This is a genomic window from Microbacterium sp. UBA1097, assembly GCF_002313585.1.
Taxonomy (GTDB): domain Bacteria; phylum Actinomycetota; class Actinomycetes; order Actinomycetales; family Microbacteriaceae; genus Microbacterium.
Map to the genome: position 1 here is coordinate 1 of NZ_DCBW01000054.1, position 13,265 is coordinate 13,265.

Genomic DNA, 13,265 nt, shown 5'->3' on the forward strand with positions numbered 1-13,265 from the left:
CTCGGGGTCGGTTGCGATGGCCCGCGCAAGCGCCGCGCGCTGCTGTTGGCCGCCGGAGAGCCGGTCGGGATGCTCGTCCGCGAATGCTCCGAGCCCCACCCGATCGAGTAGCACCTTTCCTCGTTCTTCGGTGTCGCGGCGCGGAATCCGTCGCACGACCCGGGAAGCGAGGGTGACGTTATCGAGCAGGCTCAGGTGCGGGAACAGGTTGTAGCTCTGGAAGACGGTACCCAGCCGTGAACGCACCCGGTCGGCATCGACGCGCGGATCCGAGATGTCATCGTCACCGAGCAGGATGCGGCCATCGTCGATGCTCTCGAGCAGATTCAGGCACCTCAGCAACGTTGACTTACCCGATCCACTCGAACCGATCACCGCGACGACCTCGTGACGCGAGAGCTCGAGCGATACGCCGCGCAAGACGGGCTGGTCGCCGAATCTCTTCCACAGGCCCTCAGCCCGCAGCACGGCGCTCACAGGACCGATCCCGCCTGCTCGCGACGCTGCAGCTTCGCCGTGTACCAGTCGGCCACCCGGATCGTCGGGATCGCGAGCAGGACGAACAGGATGCCCGCGACGACATAGGGCGTGAAGTTGTAGGTAAGGGACACCTCCGAGCGGGCGGCCGCGACGGCATCCACGGCTCCGAGAATAGAGATCAGCCCGACATCCTTCTGCATCGAGATGAAGTCGTTCATCAGCGGCGGTGTCATCTTGCGTAGCGCCTGCGGCAGCACGACATGCCGAAGCGTCTGCACGTGGCCGAGCCCGAGGGCACGGGCGGCGAGCCGCTGTGACGGATGCACGGCCTCGATACCGGCACGGATGACTTCAGCAACGTATGCCGAGTAGGTGAGGGTGACCGCGATCACCCCGAGGACAACCGGCGGGATGCGCTGATCCATGATCGTGGGGATGCCGAACCCTACCAGGTAGAGCACGATGATGAACGGGAAGCCGCGGAACAGGTCGGTGTAGCCGGCCGCGAGCACCCGCAGCGGGAAGAACACCGGTCCGCGCAGGGTGCGGAGCACCGCGACAGTCAACGCGACAACGCTCACCGTGATGACCGACAGACCCAGCACCTGCAGGTTCAGGAGGAATCCGTCCCAGATCTTCGGGAGCGCCTCGATCGCGATCCGCGGATTGAAAAAGGCCTCTTGTACCGCCGACCACCCCGGCGTCTGGATGACAGTGAGCCAGACGACCGCGCCGAACACCACGGTCGACGCGACCGCAACGAGCACAGAGCGCTGCGACCGCCGGCGCCGATAGGCGCGGCGGTCGAGCTCGAGGGCGCTGAGCGGCGGCGGGCCGTCCGCGGCAGCAGGGGCGGGAGCGGTCACTGCAGGATCGGAACGCCCTGCTCGGCATCCAGCCACTGGTCGGTGATCTGCTGGAGCGTGCCGTCGGCGCGCAGCTCGTCAATCGCTTCCGACACGGATGCCGTCAGCGGTGAGTCCTTCGCCAGCACAACGCCCCACTCATCGGCGATTCCGCCCAGGGGCAGCTGGCCGACGATGAAGGAGTTCTCGATGTACTGCGACGTGGCAAGGAACGCCGTCGGCAGGTCGATCACGAACGCGTCGATCTGCCCGGCCTTGAGGGCTGCGACGGCATCCTCGTTGGACGAGTAGAGCTGGGTCGCCGTGTCGGGCTGAACTACCGCATCGATCGTCTGCGCGCTGGTCGAGCCCGACATCGCGCCGAAGACGAGGGACTTCAGCCCATCGATGTCGGTGACACCCTCTGCCGGTCCGCCCTCGATCGCCACGACAGCCTGGGCCGCCGAGTAGTACGGGGACGAGAAATCGACTGCCTGCTTGCGCTCGTCGGTGATCGTGTACTGCTGGATGTTGAAGTCGAAATCCTTCGGACCGGGGGCGATCGCTGCCTCAAAGCTCGTGCGCACCCATTCGACGTCGTCGGCAGCGAACCCGAGCTTGTCGGCGATCGCGTACGCGAGGGCCGCCTCGAACCCTTCACCGGAGGCCGGGTCATCGTTGATGACGTACGGCTCGTAGGCGGTTTGTCCGGTCGCGATGGTGAGCTTTCCGGGCGTCACGTACCCCGCATCGGCGGAGTCGGGTTGTTCGCCGGACGTCGAGCAGCCTGCCAGGGCGAGCGCCGAGAGCGCGAGTGCGGCAGCGGCGGTGAGGATACGGGCGCGCGATGCGCCAAGGGCACGGGACACAGGGCCTCCAAGGGTGGGTCGACGCACGGATGCTGTGATGCGCCGTTCCTCCATCATCCGTCGTCGCGGCGCCCCGGGACCAATTGCGCGGCGCTTTCTTACGATGCCCCGCAATACGGGCCTAGTCGAAGTCGGCGGCGACGGCATTGCGGTGGTACTCGAAGATCAGGCTGGTGCGGGTGGACGCCACACTGTGCCGGGCGGACAGGTGGTCGACAACGAAGCGCCGCACCGCCGACGAATCCTCGACAGCGATGTGGACCAGGAAGTCGTCAGCCCCGCCGAGAAAGAAGACCTGGATCACCTCGGGGATGCGTCGCACCTCTTGCGTGAAAGCACGGATGCTCTCCTGGCGCGCACCGGGACGCAGGGTCACTCCGATGACAGCCTGGAGCCCTCGCCCGAGGGCGCCCTGGTCGAGGGCTGCGTGAAAGCCCGTGATCACGCCGCGGTCTACGAGAGCGCGAACGCGGGTGTGCGCGGTTGACGGTGCGAGGCCGATCGCATCAGCGAGCGCCGCGTTCGTCATGCGGCCATCGGCTGACAGCAGCTCGACGATGCGTTCGTCGACGGGGTCGAGGTCCTTCTCCATACCGAATATTCTTCGCCATTCGAGCACCAGCGCCAACTCTTCTTCACGACAACGCGCCCGTATGCGCAGTTCGAGGCTCGATTTCTTCGTTCTGAAACATAAAGAGCAGAAGATCGTGCGATTCTCGGTTTCGACGGCGAGCTGTATGGCCGCGCTCAAGGAAGAACGGAGAAACCCATGCGGATCGGCGTACCCACCGAGATCAAGAACAACGAGAACCGCGTCGCCATGACGCCGGCAGCAGTGGACGCCCTCGTTCGCCGAGGCCACACCGTGACGGTGCAGCGCGGCGCGGGCCTCGGTAGCGCGTTCACGGATGACGCGTATCGCGCCGCGGGCGCACAGATCGCCGACACCGCCGAAGAGACCTGGGGCGGCGCCGAGATGGTCGTCAAGGTCAAGGAGCCGATCGCCCCCGAATACGGGCTGCTGCGCGAAGACCTCACCCTTTTCACCTACCTGCACCTCGCCGCCGACCGGCCGCTGACCGACGCCCTCATGAGCGCTGGAACTACCGCGATCGCCTACGAGACCGTGCAGACCGTCGACCGCGCGCTGCCGCTGCTCGCTCCGATGAGCGAGGTAGCCGGGCGCCTGTCCATCACGGTTGGCGCGAACGCCCTCATGAGCCCCGCGGGCGGGCGAGGGATGCTGCTCGGCGGCGTGCCCGGCACACCCAAGGCCAAGGTCGTCGTGATCGGTGGCGGTGTGGCGGGCGAGCACGCAACGGCGAACGCGCTCGGCTTGGGTGCGAACGTCACCGTGATCGACATCTCGCTGCCCAAGCTCCGCGCCCTGGAGGCTCGCTTCGGCGGAGCCATCCAGACCCGCGCCTCGACCCGGTACGAGATCGCCGAGCAGCTCGCCGAAGCCGATCTCGTGATCGGGTCGGTCCTGATCCCGGGAGCTGCAGCCCCCAAGCTCGTGACCGACGAGATGGTCGCGGCAATGAAGCCCGGCTCCGTTCTCGTTGACATCGCGATCGACCAGGGTGGATGCTTCGAAGGCTCACACCCCACGACCCACGACAACCCCACCTTCCCGGTGCACCAGTCGCTGTACTACTGCGTCGCGAACATGCCCGGCGCGGCGCCTCACACCTCCACACGCGCGCTCGGCAACGCGACCCTCCCATACATCGCGACGATCGCTGACCACGGCTGGGATGCGGCATCCGAGGCTGACCCGGCACTCGCGCGTGGACTCAACGTGCGGGGTGGCGTCGTGGTAAACGAGGGAGTGCGCGCCGCCTTCGGTATGTGATCCCTCCTGGGCCGGAATACCCTCCGGGGGTATCCTCGTTGTGGTCGAGAGTACGCCGACGACCCAAGGAGTGACGGCCATGAGCGGTTCGCACGAGCACCACCACACGGCAGCGACAGGGCGCGTCGAGCACGATGAGCACGCGCAGCACGAGAGCCACGAGAACCGCGAACGCCATGGATCGCACGATGCTCACAGCGGACACACTGGCCACGGGGATCACGTCGCGCAGTTTCGTCGACTCTTCTGGATCAACCTCGTCATAGCGATTCCGGTCGTCGCCTCATCACCCATGTTCGCGATGATCCTCGGCTACGCAGTGCCGGACTGGGCGCTGGTCGTCGCGCCGGTCCTGGGTACCGTCATGTACGCCTGGGGCGGCTGGCCGTTCCTCAGCGGAGCGATCTCGGAACTGCGCTCGCGCACGCCGGGGATGATGCTCCTGATCGGACTGGCCATCACGGTCGCCTTCTTCGCCTCCTGGGGGGCGACTCTCGGCATCCTGGACCATGCCCTCGAGTTCTGGTGGGAGCTGGCGCTGCTCATCGTGATCATGCTGCTCGGCCACTGGATCGAGATGCGCTCACTTGCGCAAACCACGTCAGCACTCGACTCACTCGCCGCGCTCCTCCCCGACGAAGCAGAACGCGTGGAGGGAGACCAGATCGTCACCGTCTCCCCCGCCGATCTGCGAGCGGGCGACGTTGTCGTGGTGCGGCCCGGCTCGAACGTTCCGGCAGATGGAGTGGTCATCGATGGCCATGCCGACATGGACGAGTCGATGGTCACCGGAGAGTCCCGTCCTGTCCCTCGCGGCGTCGGCGACACCGTCACCGCCGGTACCGTGGCCGTCGACTCCGGTCTTCGCATCGAGGTCACCGCGACAGGCGACGACACGGCATTGGCTGGCATCCAGCGCCTTGTTGCGGATGCGCAAAACTCGACATCCCGCGCACAGCGGCTCGCCGATCGCGCCGCGGCCCTGCTGTTCTGGTTCGCGCTCGGCTCTGCGGTCATCACCGCCGTGGTCTGGACACTCATCGGCGACGCCGACTCAGCGGTGATCAGATCGATCACCGTGCTCGTGATCGCCTGCCCACACGCGCTGGGCCTCGCGATCCCACTCGTCGTCTCGATCGCCACCGAGCGGGCCGCGCGGGCCGGCATCCTGGTGAAGGATCGGCTGGCGCTAGAGAGCATGCGTACCGTCGACACCGTGATGTTCGACAAGACCGGCACGCTCACCGAAGGCGCCCCTGCGGTGACGGCGATTGAGACCGCGAGCGCGTGGCACGACAACGACGTGCTCGCCCTCGCTGCCGCCGCCGAAAACGTGAGCGAGCACCCGCTGGCAGCGGCCATCGTGCGCGCGGCGGCCGAGCGGGGCATCCGTGTCCCCCAGGCGACCGACTTCTCGTCCTCCCCCGCCGTCGGCGTCACTGCAACGGTCGACGGACACGAGATCCGCGTCGGCGGGCCCCGGATGCTGGAGCAGCTGGGCGCCGATGAGGTCGAAGCCGCCGCATCCTGGCACGACAAGGGAGCCATCATCCTGCACGTCGCGCGCGACGGGCAGGTCATCGGCGGGCTGGCACTGTCCGATCGGGTGCGGCCGGAGTCCCGCAAGGCCGTCGATGCGCTGCACAGGCTGGGCATCACGGTCGTCATGATCACCGGGGATGCCGAGAGCGTCGCCGCATCCGTTGCCGACGACCTCGGCATCGACCGGGTGTTCGCCGGCGTGCGCCCCGAAGACAAGGCTGCGAAGGTACGTGAACTTCAGTGGGAGGGCAAGCGGGTCGCGATGGTCGGCGACGGCGTCAACGACGCTCCGGCCCTCGCACAGGCCGACGTCGGCATCGCGATCGGTGCGGGCACGGATGTCGCGATCGCCTCGGCCGGAGTGATCCTCGCGACATCCGACCCACGCTCAGTACTCTCGGTGATCGAGCTGTCGCGCCGGACGTATCGGAAGATGACGCAGAACCTGTGGTGGGCGGGCGGGTACAACCTCATCTCGGTGCCGCTGGCCGCCGGCATCCTGGCCCCGATCGGCTTCGTGCTGCCGATGTCGGTCGGTGCGATCCTGATGTCGCTGTCCACCGTCGTCGTCGCTCTCAATGCCCAGCTGCTGCGACGCATCGATCTGGACCCCGCTTCCGCGGTTCGAGCTGCGCTGCGTCGGTAGGCGCGGGCTCAGCGCAGCGCGCTCTGATACCGCCTCCGGACAATCATCTGCGCCACCCGCAGCACGGGGTACGCGAAACGCCAGACGCCGCGGCTCGCGGGCGCCGCGAGTGACCGGATGCTGAGGAAGACATCCTCACCCTCGCGGTGGACGATGAACGCCTCCTCGCCGCGAACGGGATGACCCGGCAGAGCCACATATGAGAAGCCGACCCGATCGGGTTCACGGATGACGCTGCGGACTTCGACCGGCTCTCGGATCGACAGGGGACCGATCGCTGCGGTGATCTGCAGCCGCTCCCCGGGGATCACCTCGTGCGCATCAGAGATTCGGAATCCGCTCCGCGTCTTCACGCCCCAGCGGAGCACCTCGCGGCTCGCGAACTCCCACACCGCCTCGCCTCGACCGAGGTGGGTTGCGCTCTCGACAGCGCGGTACGGCGAAGACTCGCCCGGCTCCCAGGCGGCAGCACCGGGATCGGTCGTCGGGCCCAGGCCGAGCCGGTCGAGCAGATGTGCGTTGCGCACACGGATGAGTCGCCGCAGGTAGGGTACAAGCACAGCACGTTCGGCGAGGATGCCGAAAATCGGCGAAGCGAGATCGATCGTGTCGGTCATGGTCGTCACGCCGGTGACGTCATCGAAGCGATGCTCGTGACGAAACCACCGGAACGGCCCACGCACCTGCTCATCGACGAACCGCGTTGGTCGGTCGAGCGCCGTGATCCGCGAGGTCATCGTGAACCAGATGCCGAAGTGGCGGGCTCGCCACGTGACCTCCTGACCGAGGTCGATGCGGCCCGAGACGACGCCCGAGATCGCCCGCTCGCCGGATTGCTCCATCGAGGCGACGTGAGCGTCGATGTCGAGCGAGACCTCGAAAAGCTCGTCGGCGGCCACCGCAGCGCGGGTGCGCACGACGAATCGACTGGTCACGGTTCGATCATGCCTGAGGGACGTGCCGCGCAGCCCCGGGCTGGACATCCACACGCCTGCGAGGATGGGGGAATGACGTGGACGGATCGGCTAGGTGAATTCGGGGTCTGGCGACGCAGCACCGACATCGAAGAAACGATGGCGGTGGAGATCGAGCGGCTCGGGTACGGCACGATCTGGCTCGGCGGATCTCCCGCCGCCGATCTCGTGGAAGCGGAGCGGCTGCTCGACACCACCGAGTCGATCGTGCTGGCCACCGGCATCGTGAACATCTGGATGTCGGATGCCACCGAACTCGCCGAGTCGTATCATCGCATCGTCGCGCGGCATCCCGACCGGCTCCTGCTCGGTATCGGCTCAGGTCACCGTGAACGCCAGCACGAACGCGCCCGGCCGCTGGAGGCGATGAGCAGCTATCTCGACCTGCTGGATGCCGAGGGCGTGCCTCGGGAAGACCGGCTACTCTCCGCGCTCGGGCCCCGGATGCTCGAACTCGCCCGCACCCGCAGTGCGGGGACGCATCCCTACCTCACACTGCCCGCGCAGACCGCCGAAGCCCGCGAGACGCTGGGGGACGGGGTCCTTGTCGCGCCGGAGCAAACCGTCGTACTCGATACCGACCCGGTGTCCGCACGCAAGGCCGCACGCGCGTTCCTCACGCCGTATCTCGGCCTGAACAACTACACCAACACCATGAAGCGAGGCGGGTTCAGCGATGATGACGTTCAGGGATCGGGATCCGACGACCTGGTAGATCGCATTGTGGTCCATGGAGACGCCGCGACCCTTCTCGATGGGCTCCGCGCTCATCTGGATGCCGGTGCCGACCACGTCTGCGTCCAGGGTGTACCGAGCGACTCAGCGCTCGAGGTGTATCGCGCTGTGGCACCGAACCGGGGTGCGGTCACGCGCTCCTGAGCGGGCCGGCAGCCTCGTCGCTGGCTCCAGCTGCATTCCGGCGCGGCTCACAGGGGTGCTCGCGCCTCAACCCGCGACCGTAGGCCGCGCCCAGCAGACCTGCGGCGACGAACGTGCCGGCGGAGACCCCGAGGCTTGACAGGCTGGCGAAGATCATCGCACCGATCGCGAGACCCAACATCCACCCGGTACCCGAGAGGCGGGCGAGCAGAGCGACTAGCCCGAAGACCAGTCCTGCCGCCGCCACGGCTGCGGCGGGTCCCACGGCGAGATACCAGTAGTGGAGCGAGTCGATGCCGGGCGGCGTTGACGACACAAGCGCACCCGAGGCGTACCACGTCCATCCGAGCACCCACGCGACGCTCGCCACGGCGAGAAGAGCGAGCACGAGCCGAGCCAGAACGTCTCGAACGACCAGGTGTGCGATCCCGGCGCCGACAACGGCGAACACAAAGGGACCGCAGCTCAGGATGATTCCGGGAATCAGGTAGCTGATGCCGTCCGCGCACACCCACGACCCGTTCGCCTCGACCTGAGAAACAGCAACCTCGAAGTGGATGCCGCACTGCACATGCAACTGAGCTCGGAGCAGGAATATCGAGCTCGCGCCGCCGATGGGAATGAGCATGGCTGCTCCCAGCGGCCACAAACCGATACCGCTGGGAATGTGATCGCGCCGCGCCGGCTGAGGCAAGGTCGGAGCCCGCCATTCGGCGGCAAGCGCTAGACCGAGTGCGACGATCGCCGCGACGACCCCCGCGAGCGCGGCGATCCACAGCACCCCCCGAAGAAACAGCATCCACAGCAGCGCCAGCGACACCATCGCCGTGGCGACGGATGCGGTCAGCGTCGCGGCGGCGACGCGAACGTGGGGCGACGGTGACACGTAGGTGTTCATCCCAGCCAAGACCGCCAAGCTGAGGCCGGCGGCGATCGCGGCCGTCACGACGCCAGCGACGCCGAAGGTCAGTGCAACACCCCACGGTGCCGCTGACCCCACGATCTGAACGACCATCAGGCCAAGCACCGCACCCACGACAGTGCCGACGATGAGTGCTGGCCACGTCGCGCGCGAGTACGCCGACCGCAGCCTCTCGGCATTCGTAGCCATAGCATCCCGCCTTCTCCCGCACCGAGTTCCGTGGACCTCGGTCGAGCAGCTAAGCTACTATCGTTTTTCGATAGATTGCAACCGATAAACGATAGGACAACGCGGATGCGGAACGTGGTGATTGTGGCGGCCAAAGCCCTGATCGTGGTGTTGTTCGCCGCGATCGTGTTCGTGCAGGTGGCTTACGTTCCCGCCAACGCCAGGAGCTTCGCACAGGCCGCGCCCGAGTTTGCAGCCCTCGAGCTTCCCGGCATCCTCTTGGTTGACGCGCTCCTGCTGTGCGGTCAGGTCGTGCTGGTCTGCGTGTGGGCCCTTCTGTCGCTCGCTGCGGAGGACCGTATCTTCGACAACGCCGCGTTTCGGTGGGTCGACATCATCATCGGCAGTATTGTCGTCGCCGGCTTGCTGATCGTCGCCGGCCTCGTTGTGCTCGATGCAGCGAGCGCTGGTGGGCCTTTCACGGCGCTCGTTGGACTGATCTCACTCATCTGTGCCGCGGGTCTTGCCCTCGTGGTTGTCGTGATGCGCGGCCTACTTCGCCAGGCCACGCAACTGCGCCAGGACCTGTCTGAGGTCGTCTGATGGCCATCGTGATCGATCTCGACGTCCAACTCGCGAAGAAGAAGATGAGCGTTTCAGAGCTCGCCGCCGCCATCGACATCACCCCCGTCAACGTGTCGGTCCTCAAGAACGGTCGAGCCAAGGCCGTGCGCTTTTCCACACTCGATGCCATTTGCCGCGTGCTGGAGTGCCAACCCGGCGACGTCCTGCGGTGGGAACCCGACGAGGCCGGCGTCAGCGGCGGCGAGTGAGCGGGTGAGCACCACCTCGGGCGTCGCTACGCGGGCGATCAAAGCGCTCGCGATCCTTACTCTCGTCGTCGGCACAATTGTGCTGTGCGGAGCCACCGTTCTGTTCGTGATGCTGAGCGGCGACGTCGGCTACGACAAACCGGTGACAGCGGCCGGTTGGCTGGAAGAGATCGCCGAAGCCGCGTCAGCCAGGAGCTCAGCGTCAGCGATCCTCAGCATCACCCTGATCGTGGTGTGCGTCATCATCGCCATCGCCGCCTGGAGACGATCCGTTGACTGGTTGGCAGCCGGCCTGGTGTGCGGTGTGCTCCTCTCGGGCTCGCTCGTGCTCGTCGCGTGGGGAGACGACAATGTCGACAGGCTCACCGAGATGGCCGCATCCGCGATCGGCAACACTGCCGCGATCCTGCCGCCGGGAGGCACGACGCCAGCACCGGATCCCCTGACTGTCACGCAGGCGCGAGACGAGATCACGCGGATGCTTCACGCCACGATCGAGGCGAGCACGCGGCCCCTTCGGACACCGGAGGACGTCCCCGTTACAGTCCACCAAACGCCTGTCTCGGCAGTTCCCTGCGGCGAGGTCGGATCTCGACTGACCGTTGACCTGGCGTTCCGCACGGGTGACAATGCCGCCTCGGCGACCCGCATCCTGGCAGCCTGGGACCGCGCTGGCTATCTGCCCGACCGTGCGATGCAGGAGGACATTCGCTACAGCACTGAGCTGCCCATCGAGCGGATGAGCATCCGTGACAGCACGTCGGTCGACGGGATGCTTCACCTCAGGCTCGAGACCGCGTGCGCCGTCGAAGCTACGCGGTGAAGCTCTTGCCGGGCCAGTAGGCCCACTCGACGAAATGCTCGGCTCGCCCGTCGGGCGCGAAGTCGAGCTCCCAGAGGTCGAGGTACTCCTGCTCAGGGTCGCGATACGTGACCCGCACGCGCACGACAGCGTGAGAGCCATCAACCGTCACCGACTGGATCTCCATCTCGAACGGTTGCGGATCGTTCCAGAAATCCTCGATCGCTTCGTGCCCGACGAGCGGTTTTTCGTATGGTGACGTGAGGTAATGCGCGTCCTCGGTGAAAAGATCGCGCACCGCTGGCGCATCGCACTCACGCCAGGCTCGCTCATACTCCTTAACCCAGCGCCCGACGGCATCCGTATCCATGGCTGCCGCCTTCGCACACGGCGATCGTTACGGAAAGTGCCCCTGGAGAGACTCGAACTCCCAACCGTTTCCTTAGGACGGAACTGCTCTTCCATTGAGCTACAGAGGCTGGCTGCTCCAGTCTAGGCGGCGTCGCTGACCCGACCGAGCCGATCAACGTCCCAACGTGGGAATCCCCTGGGTATGGCGCTTGTGAGGTTGCGAGCGTTGCCAACTCTCGGAATCGTGGCTGGCCCAGAGACCGCAACGGAAGGAGAGCACCCATGCTCACCATGACCGACACCGCCGCTGAGGCCGTCAAGACGATCGTCGCCCGCGTGCCGCAGGCAGCTGACGGCGGTCTGCGCATCCGGGATGCTGGCGCCGAGACCGGCTTCGAGCTCAGCGTGGCACCCGCACCCGAGCCTGACGACACCGTCGTTGTGACCGAGGGCGCTCGCGTGTTCCTCGACACCGCAGCGTCGCTTGCGCTCAATGATCGCGTCCTGGACGCGCAGCTCGAGCAGGACGGCACCGTCCGCTTCGCGCTCGCCGCACAGGGCTGATCCCCCAGCGATATAGCGGCCCCCGATGACTTCGGTCGTCGGGGGCCGTCTTGGCGGATGGCAAGCGGTCCAATCGGCGGATGCTGGCTCGCGGCGCGACCACGAGACCGTGTGTTTTCGCGGATCGCGTGCACGACCGGCCACGCGCGGCAGGGTGGCCGTGGGGTGCGGCATCCGTGACGGGGTGACATGGAGGCGGAAGGGAGCCACCGTGTCCGTCATCATCCTTGTTCTGTTCATCGCGGCGATCACCACGAGCGTGATCGCTCTCGCGCGCTCGGTCATTCGCGACGGCCACGGACGGCGCCCCGAGGTCGGTTCCTACGACTCGCGACGCCCGACTTTGTGATCACACAGAGACCAACTTCGCGCACAACCGAAGCATCACGGGTCGTCGCGGATCCGGACCACCACCTTGCCAAGCGCGCGACCGTTGCCATGATGCTCGAGCGCTTCCCGCGTGTGGACGAGGTTGTACTCGGCGTCGATCGGCACCTGGATCTCGCCGGCGGCGCACCGGGCTGCGAGCGGCTCGAACCGCGCAGGCCCAGTCGGCACGGCGAGCGCGCCCAGCCGAGTCCCACTGACAAGACCGACAAGCGCGCCGACGGTCAGCATCCGTATCAACACACGGGTCGTGCCACCGACGACAAAGCATCGCCCGCCCGGGGCCAGCGCCCGTCGGTAGGCGAACACCGATCGGTACGCGACGAGGTCGATAACGAGGTCGTAGGGCCCGGTGCGGGTGAAGTCCTGCTCGCGGTAGTCGATGGTCTCGTCGGCGCCCATGAGCCTCATGAAGTCGAGCTTCCCGGCGTTGTCCACCCCGGTGACATGCATCCCGGCGGCTTTCGCGAGCTGAAGCAGGAACGCCCCCGACCCGCCACCTGCTCCATTGACGAGCAGGCGGGAACCCGGGCGGGCCTTGGTCATCGCCTCGACGGCGATCTCCCCAGGCTGCGGGATCGCGGCGGCCTGGGCGAAGCTCAGCTGTGCCGGTTTTCGAGCGAGGGCTGACTCCGGAGCGACGGCATACTCGGCAAAGCCTCCCTTGCGTTCGAGGATGTCACCGTAGACCTCGTCGCCGACCGCGAACCGGGAGACGCCCCGACCGATGGCGACGACCATGCCTGCAATGTCCGAACCGAGGATGCGTCGCACGGGCCTGGTGAGCCCGCCGATGCGCGCGTAGAAGGGGTCGCCGCGCAGCGTCTCCCAGTCGCTCAGGTTGACGGAGGTCGCCACGAGCTGCACAAGCACCTCACCCGCGGCGGGCCGCGGCACGGGGACCTGCTCGACCCGGAGGTTCGAGGGCGGTCCGTACGCGTCATACACGACGGCACGCATGGTGGCAGGCAGCGCCTCGACGTGTTCGGGATCGCTCACGACGCCAGCTTAGGGAGATCAGTGGAAGTCTCGCGAGCGGTGCTGCACCCCGACACGCAGGTCCTCGAAGCGGTCGGCGAGCACGTTCGTCACCCCCTCGGGCGAGCGTTCCAGCATCCCCCGCACGATGAGCGCCGGAGCATCCCGCG

Annotated in this window: 16 protein-coding genes and 1 tRNA gene; 8 read left to right on the plus strand and 9 right to left on the minus strand. The window is 66.8% G+C overall.

The window, feature by feature from the left end; genetic code table 11:
• From B4F19_RS12905 to B4F19_RS12920, 4 genes are all read right to left on the minus strand, one after another.
• Nucleotides 1-477 (minus strand): amino acid ABC transporter ATP-binding protein (locus tag B4F19_RS12905; RefSeq protein WP_292735525.1); only part of this gene is annotated, 477 nt, incomplete at its 3' end.
• On the minus strand, nt 474-1,346 hold the full coding sequence (locus tag B4F19_RS12910) for an amino acid ABC transporter permease (protein WP_292730469.1): 873 nt from the start codon (nt 1,344-1,346) through the stop codon (nt 474-476). The genes B4F19_RS12910 and B4F19_RS12905, both read right to left, overlap by 4 nt.
• Nucleotides 1,343-2,194 carry a transporter substrate-binding domain-containing protein gene (locus B4F19_RS12915; RefSeq protein WP_292735528.1) on the minus strand — a complete coding sequence of 284 codons (852 nt, stop codon included), beginning with the start codon at nt 2,192-2,194 and terminating at the stop codon, nt 1,343-1,345. Before B4F19_RS12915 ends, B4F19_RS12910 begins: the two co-directional genes overlap by 4 nt.
• A gap of 121 nt (nt 2,195-2,315) precedes the next feature.
• Nucleotides 2,316-2,786 (minus strand): Lrp/AsnC family transcriptional regulator, encoded by a 471-nt coding sequence (locus tag B4F19_RS12920; protein ID WP_228176884.1) that lies wholly within the window; start codon nt 2,784-2,786, stop codon nt 2,316-2,318.
• Nucleotides 2,787-2,963: 177 nt separating this feature from the next.
• On the opposite strand from B4F19_RS12920, the gene ald reads away from it, so the two are divergent.
• Nucleotides 2,964-4,049 carry an alanine dehydrogenase gene (gene ald / locus B4F19_RS12925; protein ID WP_292735533.1) on the plus strand — a complete coding sequence of 362 codons (1,086 nt, stop codon included), beginning with the start codon at nt 2,964-2,966 and terminating at the stop codon, nt 4,047-4,049.
• A 79-nt stretch (nt 4,050-4,128) separates the two neighbouring features.
• On the plus strand, nt 4,129-6,237 hold the full coding sequence (locus B4F19_RS12930) for a heavy metal translocating P-type ATPase (RefSeq protein WP_292735535.1): 2,109 nt from the start codon (nt 4,129-4,131) through the stop codon (nt 6,235-6,237).
• A gap of 8 nt (nt 6,238-6,245) precedes the next feature.
• On the opposite strand, the gene B4F19_RS15815 is transcribed toward B4F19_RS12930, so the two are convergent.
• On the minus strand, nt 6,246-7,172 hold the full coding sequence (locus B4F19_RS15815; RefSeq protein WP_348681278.1) for a DUF1990 family protein: 927 nt from the start codon (nt 7,170-7,172) through the stop codon (nt 6,246-6,248).
• A gap of 72 nt (nt 7,173-7,244) precedes the next feature.
• Between B4F19_RS15815 and B4F19_RS12945 the strand changes: the two genes are divergently transcribed.
• A complete protein-coding gene (locus B4F19_RS12945) occupies nt 7,245-8,090 on the plus strand; it encodes an LLM class F420-dependent oxidoreductase (protein ID WP_292727868.1) in 846 nt (281 codons plus the stop codon).
• Here B4F19_RS12945 and B4F19_RS12950 read toward each other — a convergent pair.
• Nucleotides 8,077-9,201: a hypothetical protein gene (locus B4F19_RS12950; protein WP_292735538.1), complete on the minus strand. Its 1,125-nt coding sequence runs from the start codon at nt 9,199-9,201 to the stop codon at nt 8,077-8,079. The two genes, B4F19_RS12945 and B4F19_RS12950, sit on opposite strands and share 14 nt — an antisense overlap.
• 123 nt (nt 9,202-9,324) lie before the next feature.
• On the opposite strand from B4F19_RS12950, the gene B4F19_RS12955 reads away from it, so the two are divergent.
• Genes B4F19_RS12955 through B4F19_RS12965 form a run of 3 tightly spaced genes read left to right on the plus strand, consistent with a single transcriptional unit; the run spans nt 9,325 to nt 10,836 of the window.
• Entirely contained in the window at nt 9,325-9,783 is a 459-nt protein-coding gene (locus B4F19_RS12955; protein ID WP_292735541.1) for a DUF2975 domain-containing protein, read from the plus strand.
• Nucleotides 9,783-10,013 carry a helix-turn-helix domain-containing protein gene (locus tag B4F19_RS12960; RefSeq protein WP_292709068.1) on the plus strand — a complete coding sequence of 77 codons (231 nt, stop codon included), beginning with the start codon at nt 9,783-9,785 and terminating at the stop codon, nt 10,011-10,013. Before B4F19_RS12955 ends, B4F19_RS12960 begins: the two co-directional genes overlap by 1 nt.
• 4 nt (nt 10,014-10,017) lie before the next feature.
• Nucleotides 10,018-10,836: a hypothetical protein gene (locus tag B4F19_RS12965; protein ID WP_292735544.1), complete on the plus strand. Its 819-nt coding sequence runs from the start codon at nt 10,018-10,020 to the stop codon at nt 10,834-10,836.
• Here the strand turns inward: B4F19_RS12965 and B4F19_RS12970 are convergent.
• Together B4F19_RS12970 and B4F19_RS12975 are read right to left on the minus strand one after the other, a co-directional pair.
• On the minus strand, nt 10,826-11,185 hold the full coding sequence (locus tag B4F19_RS12970; RefSeq protein ID WP_292735547.1) for a nuclear transport factor 2 family protein: 360 nt from the start codon (nt 11,183-11,185) through the stop codon (nt 10,826-10,828). The genes B4F19_RS12965 and B4F19_RS12970 overlap by 11 nt on opposite strands.
• Before the next feature lie 37 nt (nt 11,186-11,222).
• Nucleotides 11,223-11,294 (minus strand) — tRNA-Arg (locus B4F19_RS12975).
• A 154-nt stretch (nt 11,295-11,448) separates the two neighbouring features.
• Here B4F19_RS12975 and B4F19_RS12980 point away from each other — a divergent pair.
• Nucleotides 11,449-11,730, plus strand: coding sequence for a Fe-S cluster assembly protein HesB (locus B4F19_RS12980; protein ID WP_195692006.1), 282 nt, complete (start codon nt 11,449-11,451; stop codon nt 11,728-11,730).
• A 211-nt stretch (nt 11,731-11,941) separates the two neighbouring features.
• Nucleotides 11,942-12,079, plus strand: coding sequence for a hypothetical protein (locus B4F19_RS12985; RefSeq protein ID WP_292735550.1), 138 nt, complete (start codon nt 11,942-11,944; stop codon nt 12,077-12,079).
• 35 nt (nt 12,080-12,114) lie between these two features.
• On the opposite strand, the gene B4F19_RS12990 is transcribed toward B4F19_RS12985, so the two are convergent.
• Nucleotides 12,115-13,116, minus strand: coding sequence for an NAD(P)-dependent alcohol dehydrogenase (locus tag B4F19_RS12990; protein ID WP_292735552.1), 1,002 nt, complete (start codon nt 13,114-13,116; stop codon nt 12,115-12,117).
• Nucleotides 13,117-13,265: the final 149 nt, after the last annotated feature.